The organism is Xanthomonas nasturtii, assembly GCF_001660815.1.
Lineage (GTDB): Bacteria > Pseudomonadota > Gammaproteobacteria > Xanthomonadales > Xanthomonadaceae > Xanthomonas > Xanthomonas nasturtii.
Window position 1 is genome coordinate 68,281 of sequence record NZ_LYMI01000007.1, and the last position, 23,571, is coordinate 91,851.

19 protein-coding genes and 1 pseudogene are annotated in these 23,571 nt (G+C 67.0%); 12 read left to right on the plus strand and 8 right to left on the minus strand.

What is annotated here, in order from left to right; genetic code table 11:
* Positions 1-94: 94 nt before the first annotated feature.
* Positions 95-1,927 (plus strand): annotated as a pseudogene (locus A7D16_RS03630) (hypothetical protein); the annotation flags it as partial.
* A gap of 286 nt (positions 1,928-2,213) precedes the next feature.
* Here A7D16_RS03630 and A7D16_RS03635 read toward each other — a convergent pair.
* Positions 2,214-3,134 (minus strand): SMP-30/gluconolactonase/LRE family protein, encoded by a 921-nt coding sequence (locus A7D16_RS03635; protein WP_064629922.1) that lies wholly within the window; start codon positions 3,132-3,134, stop codon positions 2,214-2,216.
* Positions 3,134-3,652, minus strand: coding sequence for a cupin domain-containing protein (locus A7D16_RS03640; RefSeq protein WP_064629924.1), 519 nt, complete (start codon positions 3,650-3,652; stop codon positions 3,134-3,136). The genes A7D16_RS03635 and A7D16_RS03640 overlap by 1 nt, the downstream gene beginning before the upstream one ends.
* A 448-nt stretch (positions 3,653-4,100) precedes the next feature.
* Between A7D16_RS03640 and glnE the strand changes: the two genes are divergently transcribed.
* Positions 4,101-6,926, plus strand: coding sequence for a bifunctional [glutamate--ammonia ligase]-adenylyl-L-tyrosine phosphorylase/[glutamate--ammonia-ligase] adenylyltransferase (gene glnE / locus A7D16_RS03645; protein ID WP_064629926.1), 2,826 nt, complete (start codon positions 4,101-4,103; stop codon positions 6,924-6,926).
* Positions 6,927-7,013: 87 nt separating this feature from the next.
* Here the strand turns inward: glnE and A7D16_RS03650 are convergent, their stop codons facing one another.
* Complete coding sequence (locus tag A7D16_RS03650; protein ID WP_064629927.1) at positions 7,014-7,571, minus strand: VUT family protein; 558 nt, start codon at positions 7,569-7,571, stop codon at positions 7,014-7,016.
* An 879-nt stretch (positions 7,572-8,450) separates the two neighbouring features.
* On the opposite strand from A7D16_RS03650, the gene A7D16_RS03655 reads away from it, so the two are divergent.
* Positions 8,451-10,325 (plus strand): S53 family peptidase, encoded by a 1,875-nt coding sequence (locus tag A7D16_RS03655; RefSeq protein ID WP_064629929.1) that lies wholly within the window; start codon positions 8,451-8,453, stop codon positions 10,323-10,325.
* Positions 10,326-10,620: 295 nt separating this feature from the next.
* On the opposite strand, the gene A7D16_RS03660 is transcribed toward A7D16_RS03655, so the two are convergent.
* The 3 genes from A7D16_RS03660 to A7D16_RS03670 are packed head-to-tail and all read right to left on the minus strand — an operon-like array spanning position 10,621 to position 12,976.
* Positions 10,621-11,130 carry a hypothetical protein gene (locus A7D16_RS03660; protein WP_064629932.1) on the minus strand — a complete coding sequence of 170 codons (510 nt, stop codon included), beginning with the start codon at positions 11,128-11,130 and terminating at the stop codon, positions 10,621-10,623.
* Positions 11,127-11,996: a DUF2145 domain-containing protein gene (locus A7D16_RS03665; RefSeq protein WP_064629934.1), complete on the minus strand. Its 870-nt coding sequence runs from the start codon at positions 11,994-11,996 to the stop codon at positions 11,127-11,129. The genes A7D16_RS03660 and A7D16_RS03665 overlap by 4 nt, the downstream gene beginning before the upstream one ends.
* 17 nt (positions 11,997-12,013) lie before the next feature.
* Positions 12,014-12,976 (minus strand): mitochondrial fission ELM1 family protein, encoded by a 963-nt coding sequence (locus A7D16_RS03670; protein ID WP_064629936.1) that lies wholly within the window; start codon positions 12,974-12,976, stop codon positions 12,014-12,016.
* Positions 12,977-13,110: 134 nt separating this feature from the next.
* Here A7D16_RS03670 and A7D16_RS03675 point away from each other — a divergent pair, with 134 nt between their 5' ends.
* Complete coding sequence (locus A7D16_RS03675; RefSeq protein ID WP_064629938.1) at positions 13,111-13,701, plus strand: malonic semialdehyde reductase; 591 nt, start codon at positions 13,111-13,113, stop codon at positions 13,699-13,701.
* A 225-nt stretch (positions 13,702-13,926) separates the two neighbouring features.
* Positions 13,927-14,655, plus strand: a complete 729-nt coding sequence (locus tag A7D16_RS03680) for a YceI family protein (RefSeq protein ID WP_082925715.1) — start codon at positions 13,927-13,929, stop codon at positions 14,653-14,655.
* Positions 14,656-15,053: 398 nt separating this feature from the next.
* On the opposite strand, the gene A7D16_RS03685 is transcribed toward A7D16_RS03680, so the two are convergent.
* Positions 15,054-15,842, minus strand: a complete 789-nt coding sequence (locus A7D16_RS03685) for a siderophore-interacting protein (protein ID WP_064629939.1) — start codon at positions 15,840-15,842, stop codon at positions 15,054-15,056.
* Between the two features lie 590 nt (positions 15,843-16,432).
* Positions 16,433-16,978: a PadR family transcriptional regulator gene (locus A7D16_RS03690; RefSeq protein WP_064629941.1), complete on the minus strand. Its 546-nt coding sequence runs from the start codon at positions 16,976-16,978 to the stop codon at positions 16,433-16,435.
* A 186-nt stretch (positions 16,979-17,164) separates the two neighbouring features.
* Between A7D16_RS03690 and mdcA the strand changes: the two genes are divergently transcribed.
* The 7 genes from mdcA (at position 17,165) to mdcH (ending at position 23,520) form a co-directional block, all read left to right on the plus strand.
* On the plus strand, positions 17,165-18,811 hold the full coding sequence (mdcA, locus tag A7D16_RS03695) for a malonate decarboxylase subunit alpha (protein ID WP_064629943.1): 1,647 nt from the start codon (positions 17,165-17,167) through the stop codon (positions 18,809-18,811).
* A 9-nt stretch (positions 18,812-18,820) separates the two neighbouring features.
* Entirely contained in the window at positions 18,821-19,138 is a 318-nt protein-coding gene (gene mdcC, locus A7D16_RS03700; protein ID WP_064629945.1) for a malonate decarboxylase acyl carrier protein, read from the plus strand.
* 127 nt (positions 19,139-19,265) lie between these two features.
* Positions 19,266-20,168, plus strand: coding sequence for a biotin-independent malonate decarboxylase subunit beta (locus tag A7D16_RS03705; protein WP_193395432.1), 903 nt, complete (start codon positions 19,266-19,268; stop codon positions 20,166-20,168).
* Entirely contained in the window at positions 20,159-20,863 is a 705-nt protein-coding gene (mdcE, locus tag A7D16_RS03710; protein WP_064629949.1) for a biotin-independent malonate decarboxylase subunit gamma, read from the plus strand. The genes A7D16_RS03705 and mdcE overlap by 10 nt, the downstream gene beginning before the upstream one ends.
* 2 nt (positions 20,864-20,865) lie before the next feature.
* On the plus strand, positions 20,866-21,507 hold the full coding sequence (gene mdcG, locus A7D16_RS03715; protein ID WP_064629951.1) for a malonate decarboxylase holo-[acyl-carrier-protein] synthase: 642 nt from the start codon (positions 20,866-20,868) through the stop codon (positions 21,505-21,507).
* Positions 21,504-22,373, plus strand: coding sequence for a triphosphoribosyl-dephospho-CoA synthase MdcB (gene mdcB / locus A7D16_RS03720; protein ID WP_064629953.1), 870 nt, complete (start codon positions 21,504-21,506; stop codon positions 22,371-22,373). Before mdcG ends, mdcB begins: the two co-directional genes overlap by 4 nt.
* A 226-nt stretch (positions 22,374-22,599) precedes the next feature.
* Positions 22,600-23,520: a malonate decarboxylase subunit epsilon gene (mdcH, locus tag A7D16_RS03730; protein WP_064629957.1), complete on the plus strand. Its 921-nt coding sequence runs from the start codon at positions 22,600-22,602 to the stop codon at positions 23,518-23,520.
* Positions 23,521-23,571: the final 51 nt, after the last annotated feature.

Consider the following 23,571-nt stretch of genomic DNA (forward strand, 5'->3'; position numbering starts at 1 on the left):
TGCCCCGACCACCAGGGCTGAGGTCTCAGCCAGCACGCAGCCGCCCAGGCAGATATCCGGTGCACCCACCAGCACGCCGCAATCCGCTCCGGCCGCCGAGGTTGCCGACGCACACGCCGGCGTCCCATCGATCGCTACTGCGTGGACCCTGCAGTTCGATCGCATCGTCGCCGACAACGTGCAGGCACTGGCGCTGCGTCAGCTGCAGATCGAAGGCAATGGCCAGGTGCAGCTCGGCCTGTTCAAGCAACTGCGCGGCGGGCCGCTGGAAATCTTCCCGTCGCGTGCGGTGTTTGAAGCCGCACGTGTGCATTGGGGCAGAAGCGAAGTGATGCGCAATGGGCAGCTGCGCATCGAAGCCAGCATCGCGCGGAATGGGTCGGAGCAGGCGCGCGGGCTGGCGGTGCTGCAGCTCACCGATGCACTGGTAGCGATGCATGGCGATACGGCGGCACTGGATGTCAGACGCAATGCGCAGGGCCGCCACACGCTCACAACGCGCGCCGGCAAGGGGCGTGCAGATGGCGAACTACGTTGGGTACGCGGTGCCTTGCAGCCTGGTAGTCGGCTGCAATGGCGTGCGCCGCTGCACGAGAGCACGCGCGTACCGGCCGCATTGCTGGGCGAGCTGACGGCGCAGCTGCAGGTCGACCAGAACATGCGCTTGAAGGTGAGCATGCCCGAGCCGGCCGATGCCGGGCTGACACTGGACGCCGACCTGCGCGTGCAGGGCAGGCAATTGCCGCTGCAGGCACTGCGCAGCCTGTTGCCGCGCACCTCCGGGCACGCGCGGCTGCATTGGCAGCTGTCTTCGCTCAGCTGGATTCCCGCGCTGTTTCCGGATGTGGATTGGCTCACGCTCGAAGGCGATGGCCTGGTCGATGCCGATCTGCGGATCGATCGTGGCCAGCTCGGTGCCGGCAGCCGCCTGCAGGTGCCGCATGTGCAGGCGCAAGTGGGCGTGATGGGGCATGCGATCACCGGCCAGGCCAGTGCGGACCTGCGTGTGGACGCCGATGCCAACGGGCAGTTGCTGCCTGCGCTCGCCTTGCAGATGCAGCAGTTCTCGATTGCTCATCGCGATGCGCCAACGCGCCCATTCGTGCAAGGCCGCGATCTGCGCCTGGATCTGCAGACACGTGCCGATGCGCGCAACCTGAGCAGTCTGCGCGATGCCACGCGCGCGCATCTGGTGTTTGCCAATGCCCGCGTCCCGGACCTGCGTGCGTACAACCGCTATCTCCCGCAGCAGCAACTGCGCTTTGATGGCGGTAACGGCGTGCTCAGCGGCGATCTGCAGATCGAGCCGGGTGGGCGCATCGGCAAGGGCGGTCTGCGCATCGGGGCGCGTGCGGCGCGGCTGCAGTTTGCCGGCCTGGCGTTGCGCGGCGATGTGGATGCGGATCTGCGCCTGCAACGCGGCGATTTGCACGCGGAAAATTTCAGTCTGGATGCCAGCAGCATCCAGCTGCGCAATGTCGGCTTCACCGGCCCGGATGGACAGCGCCGCGATGGCTGGTGGGCGCGCATCGTGCTGGAAAACACGCGCATGCAATGGCGCCAGCCGGTTGGGGTGGATGGGCGTGTGCGGATCCAGGTGCGCGACCTGGCATTTTTGATGGCGTTGTATACGCGCGACCGTTCGATTCCGGGCTGGATGCTACGGCTGGTGGATGCCGGGCAGGCGCAGTTGACCGCACGCGCGCACTGGCGAGGCGAAACCGTCGTTATCGACCGGTTGCAGGCGCACAACGCACGTTTTCAGGTCGATGCGCGTCTGCGTCTGCAGGGCAATCAACGCAGCGGCAGCCTGCTGGCACGGTGGGGTTTACTGAGCGCGGCCGTGGGCCTGCGCGGCGACACGCCCGAATGGCATCTGCTGCGTGCGCCGGAGTGGTATCGCGCGCAGCCGGACCTGTTGCGTTGATCGCCACAGCGCATGCGCTGGGGTGAAGGAGAGCGCCAGTTCTGTACTGCCTGGTATTGTTTTGCAGTGCAGCGTGCAAGTCGCATTCGGGGCGCGCACTATGATCCTGCATCCCGACGTGGGGGAGGGAGCAAAGCCCGCTGGCAGTTCGCTGCAAGCGGGCTTTTTTATTGCCTGAACGTTGCCGGGTCAAGCGCTGAGCCGCGAAATAGCGAACTCGGCAAGCCCTCACCAGACAACGATGGGCTGCCGCCCGCGCGCACCGCAATCGCCAGACCCGCGTGGCTTATTGCCCCAGCTCCAGCAACCACAGCGCGCTGCCGCCGGTAACGAACAGCCGCCGCTGCTGCAGATCGAACGTGCAATTGGAGGCCGTTGCCGGGGTCGGCACCAGGCCGAGCCATTGCCCGTCGCGGTCGAAGATGCACACCCCGGCACCGGAACTGCTCCACAGCCAACCCTGCTGGTCCACACAGAAGCCGTCTGCCAGGCCGTCCGGCACCACCGCGAACCGTCGCCGGTTGTGCAGTGCGCCATCGTGCCAGTCGAAGGCGGTGATCTCCGGCCCACCCGGGCCGCCTTCGGGCGTCTGCGACACGTACAGCACGCGCTGATCGGGCGAGAACGCCAGCCCGTTGGGGTGATCCAGGCTGACCATGCGCTGCAGGGCGCCGCCGTCGGGCGGTAGCCGGTAGACGCTGTGATGGTCCAGTTCCTGCGGGCCCGGGCAGCCCTGGCTGGGCTTGAGCAGGCCGAAGGGCGGGTCGGTGAACCAGATCGCGCCATCGCGCGCCACGATCAGATCGTTCGGCGAATTGAGCCGTTTGCCCTCGAAGCGCCCCACCAGCAGATGCGCACGGCCATCGCCATCGCTGCGGGTGATGGCGCGGCGCCCGTGTTCGCAATGCACCAGCCGTTGCTGCGCGTCCACCGCGTTGCCGTTGGTGAAGGCGGTGGCGTCCAGCAACACGTCCACCGCGCCGTCCTCGCGCCAGCCAAGCACGCGGCGGCCGACCACATCGCTCCACACCAGGGTGCGCTGCGCCTCCCACCAGGCCGGGCCCTCGCTCCAGGTGGCCTGGTCGTAGAGAGTCTGCAGGCGCGAGTCACCCAGCCGCGCAGCCAGGGCCGCGTGCTGTGTGATGGGGGGCGGGCAAACGGCTGGCTGGGCAGCGCCGGGTGCGCGAACGCGGCAGTAGCTATCCATCAACGCGGTGCCGGGTGGCCGAACGGATGCGCAGTGGCAGCCCCCGGCGATCGTGCAAATTGCACCAGCATCTGCAGGCACGGTTCGTCGCCCAACTGACCGGAGCGGTGGCCGCGCGCATCGGTGGTGCCCTGATCCTGGCCGAAGTGGATGTCGCCAGGCCCCATTTCCACCCGTGTGCCGTCGCCGGTTTCGATAAACCAGCGGCCGCGCAGCGGGATCACCCATTGCGGGTGCGGGCTCTCGTGCCAGTCGCCCACCCAGCCCACCGGCAGCACCGCAAACTGGATGCCGAGTACCTCGCCCGGGAACGGCCGCAACCACTGCGGCGCCGCACCGCCGCCCACGCTCTTGCTGCCGAAGCCGGGCAATTGCGAGGGATTGAGGCGGCTGTCGCCATCCGGGCCGGTCCACAGATGCAGGAACGGCAGGCTGGGCGGCAGTGCAGGGTCGTTGCCGTCGGTGTCGAGCGGGACCTGCGAGGGCAGCGACTGTGCGGGGAGTGTGGTGGGCGACATGGCGGTGCCTCGTGCGAAAGCCGCAGTGCAGCATGCGCTTCGTCAGGGCTGCGTAAGCGAGATGTTCAAAGCGCCGAAAGGCTGCACATGCCGCGGCGAGCGGTGCAGTGGTGCGCGCCCGCAGGTGCTGCCTGCTGTGCCTGCAGTGGCACACGGTATCCGACCGAGCGCGGTGTGTGCCGGGTGTATGCCATCGACAGGACTGCGCGCCCGCCTCTGCACCGCTGCCGGTGCGTGCCGTGCCACTGTGTGGAGGCATCGAAGCAAGCGCTGCGCGCTGCGCCTATCGCACGACGTCGATTGGCTGGATGCCTCATCGCACACGGCAACATCGCACACGGCAATTGCAGTCATCGTGACAGCCACAGTCATCGCACTGTTGCCCACCTGCGTTGCGCTGCGGCGACAGTCGCGTGCCGCTTGCGCGCAGGAATGCCAGAATCCCGCCATGTCGCTGCCTACTGCCCCGGTGTCTCCTGCGCTCACCGCCCTGATCGAGCGGGCGGTGGCGCGCGTCCGTCAATCGCTGCCTGCCGAGCAGGCGTGGCCGGGGGGCGATTTCGATCGGCAGCTTGCGCAGGTCGCGCTCGCCAGCGACTTCGCGCTCGATACCCTGGCGCGGCAACCGGCATTGCTGCAGCACCTGGCGCAGCCCGATCCACCAGCGCTGCCAGTGCCGCAGCTGGATCCAGCGCAGCCGCAGCTGTGGCCTGCGCAATTGCGGCGCTACCGCAGCGCCGAATCCACGCGCCTGGTGTGGCGCGATGTGCTCGCGCTGGACAGCGTGGATGCCACCCTGGCCGGCGCGACCCGGCTGGCCGAAACCTGCCTGCACTGTGGCCTGCAGGCGTTGCAGCAGCAATTCGACACCCGCCATGGCAAGGTCGTTGCAGAGGACGGCAGCGTGCAACCTCTGGTGGTGTTCGGGCTGGGCAAGCTGGGCGGTGGCGAGCTGAATTTTTCCTCGGACGTGGACCTGGTGTACGCCTATCCGCAGGGCGGCCAATCCGATGGGGCGCGCCCGTTGGCCGCAGAAGAATACTTCGCGCGGTTGGGTCAGCAACTGGCCAAGTTGCTGGACGAAACCACCGCCGATGGGTTCAGCCATCGTGTGGATCTGCGCCTGCGTCCGTTCGGTACTGCCGGCCGTGTGGCGTTGTCGTTCACCGGCATGGACCAGTATTTCCAGCGCGAAGGCCGCGATTGGGAACGCTACGCCTGGCTCAAGGCGCGCGCGGTGGCCGGCGATATCGACGCCGGCGAAGCCTGGCTGGACACATTGCGGCCGTTCGTCTACCGGCGTTATCTGGACTTCACCGCGCTGGATGGCTTGCGCGAGATGAAGGCGGCCATCACTGCCGAAGTGGCGCGACGCGACCGCCTGGACGACATCAAGCGCGGGCCTGGGGGCATTCGCGAAATCGAGTTTCTGGCGCAATCGCTGCAACTGATTCGCGGTGGGCGCGAGCCGGCTCTGCGCGAACGCCGGCTGCTGCCTGCCCTGCAGGCGCTGGTCGCCGCAGGCCAGATCGATCAGGAGAACGGCCAGGCGCTGACCACGGCCTATCGTTTTCTACGCCGCCTGGAAAACCGCCTGCAGATGTTGCGCGATGCGCAGACCCACGCCTTGCCGCAGACCGCGCTGGATCGCGAGCGTATTGCGTTAGGGCTGGGGTACGCGGATTGGCCGGCACTGCTGGAGGCGCTGACGCCACAGCGCACGCGCGTTGCGACCGAGTTCGCCGAGCTGCTGGCCCCGCGCGTGCGTGCCACTGCACCGGACACGCTTGCCGAGTACTGGCGCGCGCTGCCGCAGGCCGATGCAGCGCCGTTGTCGGGGATTGGCTTGCACGATCCCGAGGGCGCGCATCAGGTGCTGGCCGATTTTGCGCACTCCTCCGGCGTGCGCGCGCTCTCCGATGGCGCGCGTGCACGGCTGGATCGGGTGATGCCGGCACTGCTGCACGCGGCCGCCCGCGCCAGCCAACCGGATGCGGCCGTGCGCCGCATGCTCGGTCTGCTGCAGGCCACCTTGCGCCGCACCAGCTATCTGGCCTTGCTCGACGAACAACCCAGCGCGCTCGCACGCCTGGTCGATGTGCTTTCGCGCAGTGCGCTGCTGGCCGAGCGGCTGGCGGCCTATCCGTTGCTGCTGGACGAATTGCTCGACACCCGCATCAGCGGCCCGCTGCCGGATCGCGCGGCACTGCATGCGGCCTGCGCCGACACCCTGCACATCGACGACACCGAAGCGGCGCTGCGTGAGCTCAACGAGCGCCGGCTTGCGTTGAGCTTCCGCATTGCGCTGGCCACGCTGGACGGACGCCAGCAGGCGGTGCAGAGCACCCGGCAACTGGCCTGGCTTGCCGAAGCGGTGGTGCAGACCGTGTTGCACCTGGCGTGCAGCGACATGGTGGCAGCGCACGGGCAGGTGCCCGGCGGCAGCTTTGCCATCATCGGTTACGGCAGCCTGGGCGGGCTGGAGCTGGGATTCGGCTCGGATCTGGATCTGGTGTTTCTCTACCATCACCCGCGCGATGTGGATGCCTCCGACGGCAAGCGGCCACTGGACGCCGGGCGCTGGTTTGCGCGGCTTGCGCAGAAAGTGATGGCATTGCTGGCGGCCGAAACCGGCGCCGGCCGCCTGTACGACATCGACGTGCGGCTGCGCCCGGACGGCGGCAAGGGCGCGCTGGTGTCCTCGCTTGCCAGCTACCGCGACTACCAGCGCGAACGCGCCTGGACCTGGGAACATCAGGCGCTGGTGCGTGCGCGTGCAGTTGCTGGCGACGCTGCCCTGTGCGATGCCTTCGCACAGGTGCGCCGCGACACGTTGATGCGGGCGCGCGACACCGCGCAGCTGCTTGAAGACGTGCGCAAGATGCGCGCACGCATGCGCGCCGAGCTGGATCGCAGCGATGCCGGCCGGCTGGATCTCAAGCAAGGCGCCGGTGGCCTGGTGGATCTGGAATTCGTGCTGCAGGCCGGCGTGCTGGGGCTGGCAGCGGACCATCCGCACTTGCTGGCGTGCTGCGATACGCCAGCATTGATCGATGCACTGGTGCTGGCGCAGTGGTTGCCCGCCTCTGCCGCGCCGCCGCTGCATGACGCGCACGCCACGCTGGTGGATGCAGGGCTGGCCTGCACGCTGGATCGGCGTCCACGGTTGATCGCGCCCACGCCGGCAATTCAACAGGCGCGCAGGGTGGTCTTCGACACCGCACGTGCGCAAGGCCTGGACTTTCCCATCGGTAAGGATGCGGTGGCGTTGTAGCGACGCGTGTGCAGCGTCGCCAAGTTGCGCTGCACTGCGAGGCCTTTGCGCAGCAAGCGGACCGATCATGTGCTCGCTATCGCGAGGTCAGCGGTTCGCCCGCGGGGCACTTCGCCACAGCAGGGCGCGGAAGGGGCCGAGCAGAAACACACCCATGCCGAGTTTCACGGCCAGATCGCCGGCAGCCCAGCTCACCCACGGCAGCGCCGCGCCGGCAAACGCAATGCTCCAGAAGATTGCCGTATCCAGCGTGGCGCTACAGGTGGTCGCCACGATCGGCGCGCGCCACCAGCTGCCGTTGCGCAGGCGATCGAATACGCGGATATCCAGCAACTGCGCCGCGATGAACGCGCTGCACGAGGCCACCGCGATGCGTGGCGTCGCCAGCCAGAACGACAACAGCACCGCCAGCGCAAACCCGCACCAGGCGACACGGCGTGCGGCGCGTGGCCCGAAGCGGCGGTTGATCAGGTTGCTGACCAAAAACGCCAGCGGGTACGAAAATGCGCCCCAGGTCAGCCAGTCGTTGATCGGGTATTGCACCAGGATGTTGGACAACAGCACCACCGCACCCATCGCCAACACCGCCCAGGTCAATGCACGGGCGGTGAGCGAGGCGAAGACAGGTGGCGAGGCAAGACGCATGGCGGCACGGTGTTGATGGGGCGCGCAATTATCGCTTCGACGGCAGGGATGGACCAGCGCAGCGATGCGCTCGCCGGCCATGGCGTCGGCACGCGACGATCCGCATCCCGTATTGCGCAAGCGCCTGCCGGCGGGCCGTGCCTGTATCGCGAGCGGCGAACGAGCTGACGCGTGCGCACATCGCGGCCGCAATCGAAAAGTGCGTGCGCCTGCGTTCGTGGTGGCGCATACGCTCGGCGGCAGTGTCGGCACGCGATGTGCACAGGGGGCACGCCTGCACCACGCCATCGGCGCGTCATCGGGTACGTGTGCGCATGACGCCCGCCCACCCGCATCGGCAGCACGTGGTGATCGCAAAGCGCGCGGCAGGCCTCGACGTATGCATGGGTGGTGTGAGCGGGCGCATGTGCGCGCAATGGGGGCTTGCAGGTGCTCGCGGCAACGGCGTGCAGCTTGAGACATCCACGCGCGGTGAGCTGGCATGCCGCGGCACCTGCAGCCGCAGACACGCGCACCTCGCTGGTGGCGACACAATCTCGCCCGCTGGAAATTCAGCTGTAGACATCGCACGTATCGTTCCGGCTCCTGACCCCGTCGTCTGATTGATGGCGGCCCTTGCACGCCACGCGACCTGCCGATGCCGATGGAGATAGCCGCCGAATGCGCAGTGTCGCGATGATGCACTGGCAGCTTTTGGCCTTGCTGTCGTCTGTGGCAGCGGCCAGGCGTGCGTAGTGCGGCCGCCGCGGCTATCGAGCGCAGCCGGCACCTGCCTCCTGCTTCCGTGTCGACATGCGCGCGCCGTTGGTCCGCGAGCGCTTGTGCACGCCCCTGCGATGCCGTTGCGCCTCGCTCACTGTTTTTCCCCCGGAGAGATCCATGCTTACTCGCATCCGCTGTCGGCCGCTGCTGGCTGCCGTGTTGTCCGCTTCGCTGTTCGCCTTCGGCAGCGCCAGCGCTGCCACAACCGTCCCCGATGCCAGGCTTGACGCCATGACGGCCAGCTTGCGCGCAGCGCCCATGTCCTTCGACGTGCATCTGCCATCACGCGACCAGGCGGCCCTGGATGCGCTGCTGGCCGACATCCAGGACCCGCTGTCGCCGCAGTACCACAAGTGGCTGTCGGCGGCCGAATTCCAGCGGCGTTTTGGTCCAGCGCCTGCACAGCTCGCGCAGGTGCGCGCCGCCCTGCAGGCCGCACACATGACCGTGGTGCAGCAGGGGCCAACCCTGCATGTCAGCGCGAATGCAGACAGCGTGGAGCGGCTGTTTGCCGCGCCGTTGGTCGCCGATCTGAAGGCCGGCCAGCAGGTGCGCCTGGCGGCCGCCGCTCCGCTGCAACTGCCGGCCGCGCTGCGTGCCAACGGTGTCACCGTCACCGGCCTGAGCCGCGGGCTGCCGGCGGCGCACATGGATTCGCGCATGCTGGTTGCCGACCCCGGCAACCGCTCTGGTGATGGCACCACCAGCTATTGGTACAACGATCTCAAGCAGGCCTACGGCTATCCGTCCTACCAGACGATGATTGGTGCGCCGGGGAAGCAGCAGCGGCTCGACGGTAGCGGCAGCACGATCGCCGTGTTGATCGGCAGCGACGTGCTGGACACGGACATCGCCGCGATGTTCGACCACGAGCGCTTCAGCCGGTATGCCGGCAACCATGCCAATCCCACGCTGTATGCGCGCCGCTATGTGGCCGGTGCCAAACCAGGAGTGCAGGATGGCAATCGCGCTGCGGCGCGCGAGGCAACGCTCGATGTGGACATGGCGCTTGGCGGCGCGCCGGGCGCGCACGTGCTGCTGTACGTGATCCCCGATCTCTCCATCGATTCCATCCTGGCCGGCTACCGACAGATCGTGCAGGACAATGAGGCCGACGTGGTCAGCTCCTCGTTCGGGCTCTGCGAACAGGTTTTCACCGCAGCCTATAACGGCAAGGACGCCACCTCCATCCTTGGCGTGTTCGATTCGGTCTTCAAGCAAGGCAACGCGCAGGGCATCAGCTTCGTGGCCTCCAGCGGCGACAATGCCGGCCTGGATTGCCCGGACACGCAATACCTGGTGGAGGGCAAGAACGGCCGGTACGTCCCCAGCGTGCATTGGCCTGCCGCCGATGCGTATGTGACCGCGGTCGGTGGTGGCAACCTGCTCACTGCCTACAAGAAGGGCAGCCTGGATGCGAGCTACCTCAGCGAAAGCGCGTTTGCCGACCCGTTGCAGGCCGAGGACCCGTATGGCGTGGGCGCGCTGCTCAGCGGCGGCTACTGGGGTGCCGGTGGCGGCGTCAGCACGCTGTTCCAGCGTCCGGCGTATCAGCTGCGCGCGCTGGGCGGCACACGCACCTCGATGCGCGCATTGCCCGATGTCGGCATGCTGGTCGGTGGTTGCCCGGGAATCGCCGTGCATCCCTGTCAGCAGGGCACCAGCTCGGTGTCCATCTACGTGGCCGGTGCCATCACCAATTTGATCGGCACCAGCGTGGCGGCGCCGGAGTTCGCCAGCGTGGCCGCGTTGCTGGTGCAAAAGCAGGGCCGGCAGGGCAATCTCAACGATTACCTGTATCGCCTGGCCGCCAACGGCCCGCAGGCCTACCACCGCGGCATCCCCGGCAATAACGGGGTCGTCGGCAACAACGTGCCGATGGCCGGCAAGTACAACTACACCACTGGCTTGGGAACCCCGATCGTGCGGCTGATGATCGGCGCGCTGGACGCGGCGCCGGCAGGCATTCCGCGTTCTCCAAGCAATCCGTAACGGGCAGTGTCGCTGCGCTGGCGGGCGGGTCTTGTCGGTGCGGTGAGGGAGCGGGAGAGCGCACAGTGCGTGGTAGTGCTGTGCGCTCTTGCTCCGCTTCGAGGGTTGGGGGCGCGACCGATGGGCGATGCAAGGTCACCGCCGCCCGCAGCAAGGCAACACGCACGCATCGCGACTCGAATAGACAGCACCTTGGTCCACGGCGGTGGCCGCTGCGGGCCGACGCTTGCCCCCGCAGCGCGCCCGCGTGCAGGTGATCGCCGTGCAGGCAGCGTTGTTGCTCAGCGCGTTGAAATCACCAGCTGCGGCTGCTGTTGTACACCGCCGCGTCGCTGGTTGGCAGGAACGCCAGGGCCTGGCCCTGCGGCGCATGCACGGTCCCGCCACTGCCGGCCGGGCTGGGCTGGAACGACACCATGTCGCCGACGCGAAACCCGGCTGCCGGGTCGTCCTGGCGCGCGGGCCAGCGCAGCATCACGGTGGCCTCAGACTGTTGCGGATCCTGCAGCCTGACCTCGCGTTCGCCCGCGGGCAAGGTCTGCACCGCATCGACCCGCATCGGTGGCAGCGTGCCTGTGCGCGGTTGACCGCTGCCATTGCGCATCGCGTCTACTGCCGTGGAGGAGGCAACGAACGGAGAAGCGACGATAGCGCTGCCGACGACCACCGGGACAGACATCGCCAGGGCGGAATAGAACTGCGACTTCTCGCCCGGGGTGGTCATCTCCCCGGCCTGCACGCAGGTTGGTGACAGGGCGGCAAGCAACAGGGCAGCGGCAACCCGGGAAGACAGCAGGCGTGTCATGGCGTGGCTCCAGTCGTGGCAGTGGCGGGCGGGATCGACAGCTCCTGTGCAAGGGCGTCGCGTTGATGCAGGAAATCGAACACCGATTCGACGGTGACCACCGAATAGTTGCCTGAAACGCGCTCGCCGACAGGATGATCGGTGGTGGTGGCATTGGCGGCGACAAAACGTGCGCCCACGCGCTGCTTCACACCCAGATGCAGGATGCTGGGGTGATACCGCGCCGCTTGCAGCCAGGCCTGCGCTGCGCGGCGATCGCCGATGACCGTCGGTGGTTGCGCATCGGCTGCCAGCGCCGCGGCCAGCACTTCCAGCACCCACTGGTTGGAATTCTGGTAATCGGTGGAGAAGGGATAGGCGACCATGCTGTAGCGCGTTTCATGCAGGCGATGCGCGAGCTCGCCGGCGTCACTCAACAATGCCTGCAGGCGCTGTTGGAGCGCGGGCTTCAGGACGCCGATACGCAGAGCGTGGCTGACCGCGCTTTCGCCGACGAAATTGCTCAGGCCTTCGACATAGAGTTGCGAGGCGTCGCGCTTGCAGCGATTGAGCAGGTGGCGCACGCGCCAGATGCCATCGTCGTCGCGCATGGCGAACGCCAGGTGGCTGTGTTTCAGGCCATAGCGACTCAAATCCTGGCCACCGCGCGCCAACACCGCCACCCGTGCCCCAGGCAGTGCATCCAGTGCCTGCGCGGTGGAGCTGGCCAGGTCGAACATCGCGGCGGTGGCTTGCGGTGAGGGGTAACGCGGCACGCAAGGCGGTGCTGCTGCGGTGGCAGCCAGCGGTAATGCGGCAAGGACCAGCAGCGCGATTGCCCGGCGCCGGGTGTGCCCCATCCATCGCGCGTTAATTGTCCCTGTCATGCGAAGCGTTCTTAGTCTCAGTGGCCCTGGGGCCACGGCAGCAGGCGCGAGCGCACCTGCATGGCGATGCGCTCGGTTTCGCGCACTGCAACGATATCGACAGCACCGGCGAGAACTTCATCCACCGGGTGCAGGCGCTGGCGTTGTCCTAACGCATGCAGGTAGCTGCCCACGCGCCCGCTCGCCTGCTCGGCAAACGCGGCGGCCACCGCCACACGGGTGGCGCAGGCTTCGGAGAGCAGGTTGACCGAATCGGCGGTGGCCACGATGGCATCGGCCCAGCCGAGCAGACCGGCATACGGGTTGGGCCCATCGCGTTCGTCGCACCACAGCAGATGCGGCAGGCCGGCGCAGGCCGCGCGCAGCGTTGCGATTGCATCGCCCGGTGTGCGGCGCGAGGTGGTCACCAGCAGGCTGCCGCCCAGCGCGCGCAGTTGGGCGCTCAAGCGCGTGCACAGCGCTGCCAGCGCCTGTGGCGTCCAGGGCACCTGGTCGGTGGGCCCACCCACCAGCAGGGCCAGCCGCGGGCCCGGCAAGCGGCCGATTGCGGGGAAGGCCACCCGCCCGGCCGCCAGCCACGCATCGTCCACCGGGTGCAGGCTGCCGAGCAGTGTCAGCACGTTACTGCCGCGCAGTGCATCGTGTTCGGGCACGATCAGCAGGTCCCAGTGCCGCGGGTCCAACCGCGGATCCAGAATCTGCACGCTGCGGCTTCCGTGGGCACGCAGCAATCGGGTGGCCAGCGCCGCCTGCCTGCCGCAGCCGATGGCCAGCGCCGGGGGCTGCCGCAGTTGCCGGGCAAATGCTGCGCCAAAGGCCTGCCGTGCGCCGGGTAGCCGCCGCGGCGCCGCCCAACGCCACGGCGCAGTGGGCTGCAGGTGCAGGGGCTGGTAGGCATCGGGTTGGACTGCACGCGCCAGCGCCTCGGCCTGGCGCGCATTGCCGGCACGGCCGTCGCTCAGTGCCCAGGTCAGCGCCATCGTTTCAGATCCGACATAGATTTGTTTCAGATTGAACGCGTGTGGCGGCAATCGCGCCACTCTACACTGCGGGTCTTCACACTGGCGCCGACGCCGCAGCCTACCGTCGCACCACCCCTTCCCCTGGAGTGCTCATGTCCGACTCGCTCAACGCCACCGCACTGGATCAGCTGTTCCGCACCGCCCGCACGCAAAATGCGTTTGCCGACACGCCGGTCAGCCACGAGGTGCTGCGTGAGCTGTATGAGCTGGTGAAGTGGGGCCCCACTGCGGCCAATAGCTGTCCGGCGCGCTTTGTGTTCGTGACCAGCGCCGAAGGCAAGGCCAAGCTCAAGCCGGCGCTGTCGGAGGGCAATGCCGCCAAGACGCTGGCCGCACCGGTGACGGTGATCGTGGCGCATGACGAAGACTTCCACGAAAAGCTGCCGTACCTGTTCCCGCATGCCGATGCCAAGAGCTGGTTCGACGGCCCGCGCGAGGGCCGCACCGAATCGGCGTTCCGCAATGGCTCGCTGCAGGGCGCCTACCTGATCCTTGCCGCGCGCGCGCTGGGACTGGATGCCGGCCCGATGTCCGGCTTCGACAACGCCAAGGTGGATGCGGCGTTCTTTGCCGGTACCCCGATCAAGTCCAACTTCCTGGTCAATCTCGGCTACGGCGACCCGGCCGGGCTGTTCCCGCGTTCGCCACGCCTGAGCTTCGACGAAGCCGCACGCATCGATTAACCGCGGCTGCCCGCTGGTTGCGCTCACCGCCAAGCGGGCGCAACCGGCACGCAGGTGCCGTGTCCCCACGTACACTCCGGTTCCTGTGCACGGCCGTACCAATCAAGATCACGCGCTGGGCAGTGCCTGCTTCGGCGTTCGGTTGTGCTTTCCTGCAGTCCTCGTCCGTCTGCGTTTGGTCCCATCCGCGTTGATCCAACGCGTCTCTCATCACATGGAGTTTCAATGAAAATCGCCCACAAGCTACTGCTGCCGCTCGCCCTCACCGTTGCCATCGCCGCCTGCTCCAAGCCGGCCGACAACGCCGCCGCTCCGGCCGCCGAAACCCCGGCCGCTGCCACCGCACCGGCCGACGCCGCTGCTGCGCCGGCACCGGCTGCTGCTGCTTCGACCGCCCCGGCCGTGGAAGTGGCGTCGGGCACCTACACGCTCGACCCGAGCCACACCGACGTGCTGGCACAGTGGAGCCACTTCGGCTTCTCCAACCCGACCGCGCACTTCGGCAATGTCGACGGCATGCTGGTGTACGACGCGGCCGACGTGACCAAGTCCACCGTGCAGGTCACCCTGCCGTTGTCCGGCTTGAACAGCTTCACCGCCAAGTTCGACGAACACCTCAAGAGCGGCGACTTCTTCGACGCGGCCAAGTTCCCGACCGCCACCTTCAAGAGCACCAAGGTCGAAGCGGCCGGCACCAACAAGCTGACCGTCACCGGCGATCTGACCATCAAGGGTCAGACCAAGCCGGTCGTGCTGGACGTCACCCTCAACGGTGCCGGCGAGCACCCGATGAAGAAGGTGCCGGCGGCCGGTTTCGACGCCACCACCACCATCAAGCGCAGCGACTTCGGCGTGGGCCAGTACGCCCCGAATGTCAGCGACGAAGTGAAGATCCGCATCACCACCGAAGCCCTGCAGGCTAAGGCCGGCGACGCGCCTGCTGCTGCGAAATAATTCGCTGCGCAGTTGATCGCATCGCCGCGTGATGCGGCGATGTGTGAAAAGCACAAGCAGGCCCGCCGATTGGCGGGCTTTTGCGTTATGTGGCGGGGTGCGGCCTCGGCGCACCGTCATGCGCATGTAGACAGTCATGCGCATGTAGGGGCTAAGCCTTGATGCGTTGTCGAAAGATGATCAGCGGTAAGTCTGCTGCTCGCGCAAGGCGCATCGCGCCCAGGTCCGCTTACAGGCGTGTGGTCTTCTCACGTAAGAAAGCACGGATGGGTAGCAGCGGACCTGGCCGCGATGCACTGCCGACCGCGTTCCCGGCGGCAGGTTTTCGGTCGAGCAGGCCTCCGCCGCACACGGATACGCGCCTACCTGTGCGCACGCACGACCGGCAACGATATGCCTTATTCGGCGCCCGGGTTTGCCTTCCAATAGCCTTTGGCGCGTACCCATTCCTTGTCCACGCCCATGTGTTCTTCGAGGAACTTGCGCATCGCACGCGCGCGCATGGACTCGGTGCCGATCCAGTAAAACGTGTCGCCGTCATGCGGCTCGTAATCGCGCAGGCTGTCTTCCAGCAAGGTGCTGCTGGCTGCATCGAAGCCGTTGCGTTCCAGCCAGTACACGTCCACGTCGGCGGCGCTCAAGAGCTCCTGGCGTTCGGCGGCATCGGCAATTTCGATAAAGACTTCGGCATGCAGGTCGGCGGGCATCGCTTCGAGCCAGCGGCTGATCGCCGGCAGTGTGGTTTCATCGCCGATCAGCACGTAATGATCGAAATCGTCGGCCACCAGGAACGAGCCGCGCGGTCCGCCGATCTTCAGTGGGTCGCCGGCTTGGGCGTTCGCGGCCCAGCTGGACGCCACGCCGTCGCCGTGCAACACAAAGTCGATGCTCAGCTCACCCGTTTGCGGGTCGAACAGGCGCGGGGTGTAATCGCGGCCCGGCGAGGGCAGCGCACCTTCGGCATAACGCGGGCCTTCCGGTGTCATGGTCGGCAGCACGAAGTCGCCATCGGCATTGGGAAAGAACAGTTTGACGTGATCGTCGGGCGCATCGCTTTGAAAGCCGGCCAACTCGTTGCCGCCAAAGACAATGCGGCGCATCTGTGGAGTGATCGCTTCGCAACGCACCACCTGTGCGGAGCGCAGGCGCGGGTCGCGACGGATTTGGGTGCTGGTGTGCAGTGCCATGGGGGTGCAGTTCCTGGAGAGACGTTGCAGATGCGTGGTGGTGGAGGTGGGAGGTTAGGAGCAAAACCGACGAGGTAACAAACAGGTCAGTAATCAGTGACGGAAAGCGGCTGTTGGCGATTCCTTCTTCCATTGGGAGGAGGTGCCCCGTAGGGGCGGATGAGGGGACGAGCGAAGCCGCGCGCAGTTGCAATACCGCGTGGCTTCGCCCGTACCCTCACCCCAACCCCCGCTCCGCGCCCCGCGCTTGCGGCGCGGGCGCTCCAAGGCACGCGCGCCAGTGGCGCGCAAGCCGTGCCTTCTCGCCCCGGCGGGAGAGGGGCTTGATGGCCGGCGCCTGAATTGTTTGGAGATTCTGAAATTGCATTTTGCTCAAGACAGACAACCAGGCCACTGCAGCGAGACACGACTGCCCTGGAAAATTTGCAGAGTGGCGAACGCGCAAACGGCGCATCCACCGCCATTCGTGCACGCCACTCGCAGTAGCAACGCAACCTGTCGTAGTGACGTCGCTGCAGTGACATGGTTGTCGTCGCCAAGCACAGTCACGCTGGCATCGCCTTTCCTGAGATCCATCGCAGCACACCCACTCAGCCGTCATCGCGCTCCATGCCGTCGGCGGCGGCGTGGAGTAATGCCGCAATGCGGGCAGTTTCCGCTTCGCTCCACTGCCCGTGGCGCGCAAACAGGCCGTGCTTGATGCGGTGAATCGCATCGCGAATCGGTGCCGGCGTCTGTGCTTTGATCAATTCGCGTGCGCGCCGATGCGTGCGTGCCAGCGCCGCATCGAGTGCATCGCGTTGCTGGGCGACATGCCCGCGGCCGGCGTCGGTGACCTGATAGCGCTTGCGGCCGGCATCCAGCGAAATTTGCACCCACCCATCGGCTTCCAGCTGCGCCAGCGCGGGATAGATCGCGCCGGCACTTGGGGTGTACAGCCCTTTGAACAGAGCGGCGATCTGCCGCATCAACTCGTAGCCATGGCGCGGGCGCTCGTCGATCAGTGCCAGCAACAGCAGACGCAGATCGCCGTGCTCCAGCGGCCGCGCCCGACCGCTCGCCGCGCGGCCGCGTGCGTCTGCCGGAGACGGATCGAGATCGGCCAAAGGGCCGGATCGGCGCGTGCGCGGTTTCATTCGATATATCGAAGCATAGAGAAACGATATATCGAAGCGTGACTGCGGGCAAGTGCTTCGGTGCCGCGTCGCTGACCGGCATCGTGCCGCAAGCGCCGATGCTGCAACGCGACTAGACATCAACGAGTCCCATAATTACGATGTAATTACTTCGACATTACGGGCCCGGCCCGCTGAGGCAATGCGATGAGTCGACAGTGGGACACCCAGGCCGAGAGCCGGCGTCAGCGCTTGCAGCGCGCCGCCGCGCTCGCGCCGCAGGGGCGCGTGGTGGCTGCCGACGATGTGGTGGCGTTGCTCGAAGCCGTGATCGAACCCGGCGACCGCGTTTGCCTGGAGGGCAACAATCAGAAGCAGGCCGATTTCCTGGCGCGCTGCCTCACCGAGGTGGATCCCGCACGCGTGCACGACCTGCACATGGTGCAGTCGGTGCTGTCGCTGGCCTCGCACCTGGATGTGTTCGAACGCGGCATCGCCAAGCGCCTGGATTTTTCGTTCTCCGGCCCGCAAGCCGCGCGCCTTGCTGGCCTGGTCAGCGAAGGCCGCATCGAAATCGGCGCAATCCACACCTATCTGGAATTGTTCGGCCGCTATTTCATCGACCTCACGCCGCGCATCGCGCTGATCACCGCGCAGGCCGCCGACCGCCACGGCAATCTCTACACCGGGCCCAATACCGAAGACACGCCGGTCATTGTGGAAGCCACTGCGTTCAAGGGCGGCATTGTGATTGCGCAGGTCAACGAGATCCTCGACACCTTGCCGCGCGTGGATATTCCGGCCGACTGGGTGGACTTCGTCACGCAGGCGCCCAAGCCCAATTACATCGAGCCTTTATTTACCCGCGACCCGGCGCAGATTTCCGAGATCCAGGTGTTGATGGCGATGATGGCCATCAAGGGCATCTACGCCGAATACGGTGTGGACCGGCTCAATCACGGCATCGGTTTCGACACTGCAGCCATCGAGTTGCTGCTGCCCACCTACGCCGAATCGCTGGGGCTGAAGGGCAAGATCTGCCGGCATTGGGCGCTCAATCCGCACCCGGCGTTGATCCCGGCGATCGAATCGGGCTTCGTGCACTCGGTGCATTCGTTCGGCTCCGAGCTGGGCATGGAAAACTACATTGCCGCCCGCCCGGATGTGTTCTTTACCGGTGCCGACGGCAGCATGCGCTCCAACCGTGCGTTGTCGCAGACCGCCGGTTTGTACGCCTGCGACATGTTTATCGGGTCCACCTTGCAGATCGATCTGCAGGGCAATAGCTCCACCGCCACGCGCGACCGCATCGCCGGCTTCGGTGGCGCGCCGAACATGGGCTCGGATGCGCGCGGCCGCCGGCATGCCAGCGCCGCCTGGCTCAAGGCCGGGCGCGAAGCGGCAAAACCGGGCGAGATGCCGCGCGGGCGCAAGCTGGTGGTGCAGATGGTGGAAACCTTCCGCGAGCACATGGCGCCGGCCTTCGTCGACAGGCTCGATGCGTGGGAACTGGCCGAACGCGCCAACATGCCGCTGCCACCGGTGATGATCTATGGCGATGACGTCAGCCATGTGTTGACCGAAGAAGGCATCGCCAACCTGTTGTTGTGCCGCACGCCGGAAGAACGCGAGCAGGCGATCCGTGGCGTGTCCGGCTACACCGCCGTGGGCCTGGGACGCGACAAGCGCATGGTGGAAAACCTGCGCGATCGCGGCGTCATCAAGCGGCCGGAAGACCTGGGCATTCGTCCGCGCGATGCCACGCGCGACCTGCTCGCTGCGCGCACGGTCAAGGATCTGGTGCGCTGGTCCGGTGGGCTGTACGACCCGCCGAAACGTTTTCGCAATTGGTAAGGGCTCAGCATGGAAACCCTGCGATATCGCTTTGATGGCCAGCACGGTGCACGCGCCGGGCTGGAACACGCGCTGGTCGGTGTGGTCGCCTCCGGCAACCTGGAAGTGCTGGTCGAGCGCGTGCCGCTGGATGGCGCGATGGAGATCGAGATTCTCACCGCCGCACGCGGCTTCGGCGCGATCTGGCAGGCGGTGCTGGACGATTTCGCTGCGCGCCATCCACTGCGCGATGTGCGCATCAGCATCAACGATGTCGGCGCCACGCCGGCGGTGGTGCGTTTGCGCCTGGAGCAGGCGATGGATGTACTGCAAGGAGCCGAGGCATGAGCCGCCACTATCCAGCGCACCCCACCCATCGCGTAGGCGCGCACTCGGGCGCGACGCGCTCGGCCAGTAACGCCTCGGTCGCGCCTACGCAAGTCAGCCGGAGCCGCGCATGAGCACCACCATTCCCATGGCCGAGCGCAGCTACTACGAAGCCGATGCGCGCGAGCGCATCGACGGCCTGCTGGACGCCGGCAGCTTTCGCGAATTCGTCGGCCCGCGTCGGCGCTTGATCAGCCCGCATCTGGCGCAACTCGACACCCCCGGCGCGTTCGATGACGGCATTGTCGTGGGCGAAGGTACGTTGCGTGGCCGCAACGTGCTGATCGCCGCGCAGCAAGGTGCTTTCATGGGCGGTGGCGTTGGCGAGGTACATGGCGCCAAGCTCACCGGCCTGCTCGAACGCGCTGCAAAAACCCAGCCGGATGCGGTGCTGCTGCTGCTCGACACCGGCGGTGTGCGTCTGCATGAAGCCAACGCCGGCCTGATCGCCATTTCCGAAATCATGCGCGCCACCTTGAACGCGCGCGCCGCCGGCGTGCCGGTGCTGGCCTTGATCGGCAGCGGCAACGGCGCTTTCGGCGGCATGGGCATCGTGGCGCGCTGCTGCAGCGCGGTGATCATGTCCGAAGAAGGCCGCTTATCGCTGTCCGGCCCGGACGTGATTGAAACCGTGCGTGGCGTGGAAGAATTCGATGCGCGCGACCGTGCTTTGGTGTGGCGCGTGACCGGCGGCAAACACCGCTATCTGCTCGGCGAGGCGCAAACGCTGGTGGCCGACCGCATCGGCGCTTTTGCCGATGCCGCGCTGACAGCACTCGATGCCTGCAACGAAGCGACTGGCGAGGCTGCGTTGCAGGCGCTGGAGCACGCGCAGCAGCAATTATCCGCACGCGTCGACGCCTACGGCGATTGCCGCGACGGGCTGCAGATCTGGAAGCGCCAGGGCATTGTCGATGCAGAACGCTTGCCGCTGCTGGACACCGAAGCCTTCCTCGCCGCGACCGCAGACCGGAGCATCCCATGCAACTGAGTCGCTTGCTGGACCAGCTGTTCCCGCTCGGTCACACCATCACCCGCAACGACGATGTACTTACCGGCAGCGCCACCACCGCGGCCGGCGAGGTCACCGTGATCGGCACCGCCGACAAGCTCGAAGTGGGTGTCGATCATGCGCTGGCATTGGCCGCCACCGTGTTGGCGAGCACGCGCGCGCACCCGCAGCGGCCCATCGTGATGCTGGCCGATACTGCCGGGCAACGGCTGGCGCGGCGCGACGAATTGCTCGGCATCAACGGCTACTTCGCGCACCTGGCACGCACGCTGGATCTGGCACGCAAGCGCGGCGCGCAGCTGGTCACGCTGGTCTATGGCGAGTCGGTCAGTGGTGGCTTTCTGTCGTTCGGTTTGATGGCCGACCACATCCACGCATTGCCCGATGCGCAGATTCGGGTCATGGACCTGCGCGCGATGGCGCGTGTGACCAAGCAATCGGTAGACACCTTGCAGGCGCTGAGCAAGAGCTCGCCGGTGTTCGCGCCGGGCGTTGAAAATTACGTGCGCATGGGGGCGGTGGAATCGCTGTGGGACGGCGATCTGGCGCAGGCACTGCTCGATGCATTGGCCGCGCCCACCGATGGCGACCAACGCCGCGCGCTCGGCGCGCAACGCGGGGGCCGCATCCTGGCGCGCGATGTCGCTGCCGCCGTGGCAGCGGGCGAGGCCTGAGCATGGCCGGCCGCCACGCCCTGGTGTGGTTGCGCGATGATGCGCAGTGGCAGGCAGTCACGCCTGGCGCGCAAGCACGGCTGCAGCAGTGGTTCGGCGCGGGCCTGCCAGCGGTGGTGGCGCGCGGCGATGGCAGCCAGGCGCCGGGCACCCTGCGGCTTGGGGTGCCGTTGCCACCCGGCGAGGACAAGCAGCGGCTGGCACTGCACACCCACGTTGGCGAGATCGCACGCTGCACCGCGCCGTTGGCACTGGATGCAGTGCTGGCACATGCGCCTGCTGCGCTGCAGCCGGCATTACAGGCCTTGCTCACCCAGGCCCGCGCGCATGCATTGCACCCGCGCGTGTTCGGCAGCTTCGCCTGGCAGGCGTTGACGGGCCTGACCTACGTGCACGCGCAGTCGGATCTGGATCTGTTGTGGTCCATCCAAACGCCCGAGCAGGCACACGCGGTCATCGCGCTGGTGCAGCGCTGGGAGCAGCGGCACGGGCTGCGCGCCGATGGTGAATTGCTGCTGCCCGACGACAACGCAGTGAACTGGCGCGAATACGCCGGTAACGCGCCACAGGTGTTGGTGAAGTCCAATCACGGCTGCCGGTTGTTGCCGCGTGCTGCGCTGTTTCCGGTCTGGAGTGCAGCATGAGGGCACAGGCGCAAGACACATGCGTTGCCGACGCGCCTGCAGCACCGCATGAGGCCGCGTATCGGCTCGGTCGGTTGGCGGTTGGCGCCCTGCATGCAGAGCTGGCGTGCGCGCCCAAGCCCGGGCTGGTGACGCCGTTCGACAGCGGCAGCCATACCGACATGGATGCATCCACCTTCTTGCGTAGCCTGTTCGCGTTGCGTGGCTATTTTGTCGCCATCGCGCAAGCGGGTATCGATTACGCGCCGTTCGAGCGGCTGCGTCAGCTGGGCCTCGATGCCGAGGCGGCAATGCTGCGTGCCACTGCCGGCATCAATACCCATCGCGGTGCGATCTTCAGCCTGGGCTTGCTCACTGCACAGGCGGCACGCCTGCGCGTTGCGCACGGGCGGCCGCCCACTGCGGAGCAGGTTTGCCAGGGTGTGCGCAGCTGGCGCGAGGCATTGCAGGCTGCGCCGCTGAACCCGCACAGCAATGGCCAGCGCGTGCGTGCCCAGTACCGCATCAGCGGCGTGCGCGAACAAGCCGCCGCAGGATATCCGTTGCTGCGCGAGATCGCGCTGCCCACGCTGCGCACTGCGCTGGACGGTGGCGCCACGCAGGAAGCCGCCTTGGCACAGACCCTGCTGCAGCTGGTCGCCGAGGTGGACGATCTCAATCTGCTGCATCGCGGTGGGGCCGAGGGGCTGGCATTTGCCAAAGCGCAGGCAGCCGCGTTCCTGGCCGATGGCGGCATTACCCAACCGCAGTGGCGCGCGCGCTTGCATGCCATCGGCCGGCAGTTCGTCGCACGTCGCCTCAGCCCCGGCGGCAGCGCGGATCTGCTGGCGTGCGCGTGGTTCCTGCATCGGCAGGCGATGGTATGAGCGCTGTGCGCCTGATCGTTGCCGAACCGTCGCTGCAGTTGCGCATGCACGGCAGCGCCGGTTTGAACGCAGATGCGGTGCACGCTGTGCGTCGGGCATTCGCCGCGACTTATGTACGTTTGCCATCAGCAGAATCGCGCATCGATGTATCCGGGCGCATAGGCCACGCAACGGCGCACGGCAGTGCGCGTACAAGGCAGTCTTACAAAATCGGGCAGGGCACCGCATGAGCCTGGCCGTGCTCTGTCCGGGCCAAGGTGGCCAGCACGCCGTGATGTTCGCGCGTGTTGCCGATGCGCCTGCGGCCGCCGCCGTCATCGCCGCCACACACAGCGTGCTTGGTACCGCGCCGCAGACGCTAGCCGCAGATCCGGGCCGCTACGCCAATGCCATCGCACAACCGTTGGTGTGCGCTGGCACGCTTGCGCATTGGCAGGTACTGCGCGCGCAGCTGCCCACGCCGCTACTGGTGCTTGGTTACAGCGTCGGCGAGCTTGCCGCGCATGCGGTGGCCGGCAGCATGTCCATCGAGACCTGCCTGCAGTTGGCTGCAACACGCGCCCGGTTGATGGATGCCGCCAGCCCACAGCACGCAGGGCTGATGGCGGTGGTCGGGCTGCCGTTGCGCGTGGTGGAAATGCTATGCCAGACACACGGCGCAGCGCTGGCCATCATCAATGGCGATGACCACGCCGTACTCGGCGGCTCGCGCGATGCGTTGCAGGAGCTTGGCGATGCTGCAACATCGCAAGGTGCGCGTGTCACGCTGTTGCCGGTGAGCGTGCCCGCGCATACGCCCTGGTTACGCGCGGCTGCAGACGGCTTCGCCGTTGAACTGGCAACCGCACAACCCATCGCGCCCACACTGCGTGTACTGGCAGGCATCGACGCGCGTGCCGTCAGCACGCAAGCCTTGGTGATCGACACGTTGTCCAGGCAGATCGCACAGACCGTGCGTTGGTACGACGTGCTGGTGCAGGCCGCCGAACGCGGCGCGCGCGTATTTCTCGAACTCGGGCCCGGCAGCGCATTGGCGCGCATGGCGCGTGAGGTCTTGCCGGCGTGCGAAGCACGTTCGGTGGACGACTTCCACAGCACCGAGGGTGTTGTGGAGTGGGTCAACGCCGCGTGCGAGCGTGCGGCATGACGATCAGGCAGGTGCTGCACACGGCGTGACCCCGGGGTGGCGGGTGGCCAT

Bases quoted from the DNA above. Each gene is read 5' to 3' on its own strand.
- A7D16_RS03635 (WP_064629922.1), bottom strand. From the start codon at position 3,134: ATGGATAGCTACTGCCGCGTTCGCGCACCCGGCGCTGCCCAGCCAGCC.
- A7D16_RS03640 (WP_064629924.1), bottom strand. From the start codon at position 3,652: ATGTCGCCCACCACACTCCCCGCACAGTCGCTGCCCTCGCAGGTCCCG.
- glnE (WP_064629926.1), top strand. From the start codon at position 4,101: ATGTCGCTGCCTACTGCCCCGGTGTCTCCTGCGCTCACCGCCCTGATC.
- A7D16_RS03650 (WP_064629927.1), bottom strand. From the start codon at position 7,571: ATGCGTCTTGCCTCGCCACCTGTCTTCGCCTCGCTCACCGCCCGTGCA.
- A7D16_RS03655 (WP_064629929.1), top strand. From the start codon at position 8,451: ATGCTTACTCGCATCCGCTGTCGGCCGCTGCTGGCTGCCGTGTTGTCC.
- A7D16_RS03660 (WP_064629932.1), bottom strand. From the start codon at position 11,130: ATGACACGCCTGCTGTCTTCCCGGGTTGCCGCTGCCCTGTTGCTTGCC.
- A7D16_RS03665 (WP_064629934.1), bottom strand. From the start codon at position 11,996: ATGACAGGGACAATTAACGCGCGATGGATGGGGCACACCCGGCGCCGG.
- A7D16_RS03670 (WP_064629936.1), bottom strand. From the start codon at position 12,976: ATGGCGCTGACCTGGGCACTGAGCGACGGCCGTGCCGGCAATGCGCGC.
- A7D16_RS03675 (WP_064629938.1), top strand. From the start codon at position 13,111: ATGTCCGACTCGCTCAACGCCACCGCACTGGATCAGCTGTTCCGCACC.
- A7D16_RS03680 (WP_082925715.1), top strand. From the start codon at position 13,927: ATGAAAATCGCCCACAAGCTACTGCTGCCGCTCGCCCTCACCGTTGCC.
- A7D16_RS03685 (WP_064629939.1), bottom strand. From the start codon at position 15,842: ATGGCACTGCACACCAGCACCCAAATCCGTCGCGACCCGCGCCTGCGC.
- A7D16_RS03690 (WP_064629941.1), bottom strand. From the start codon at position 16,978: ATGAAACCGCGCACGCGCCGATCCGGCCCTTTGGCCGATCTCGATCCG.
- mdcA (WP_064629943.1), top strand. From the start codon at position 17,165: ATGAGTCGACAGTGGGACACCCAGGCCGAGAGCCGGCGTCAGCGCTTG.
- mdcC (WP_064629945.1), top strand. From the start codon at position 18,821: ATGGAAACCCTGCGATATCGCTTTGATGGCCAGCACGGTGCACGCGCC.
- A7D16_RS03705 (WP_193395432.1), top strand. From the start codon at position 19,266: ATGGCCGAGCGCAGCTACTACGAAGCCGATGCGCGCGAGCGCATCGAC.
- mdcE (WP_064629949.1), top strand. From the start codon at position 20,159: ATGCAACTGAGTCGCTTGCTGGACCAGCTGTTCCCGCTCGGTCACACC.
- mdcG (WP_064629951.1), top strand. From the start codon at position 20,866: ATGGCCGGCCGCCACGCCCTGGTGTGGTTGCGCGATGATGCGCAGTGG.
- mdcB (WP_064629953.1), top strand. From the start codon at position 21,504: ATGAGGGCACAGGCGCAAGACACATGCGTTGCCGACGCGCCTGCAGCA.
- mdcH (WP_064629957.1), top strand. From the start codon at position 22,600: ATGAGCCTGGCCGTGCTCTGTCCGGGCCAAGGTGGCCAGCACGCCGTG.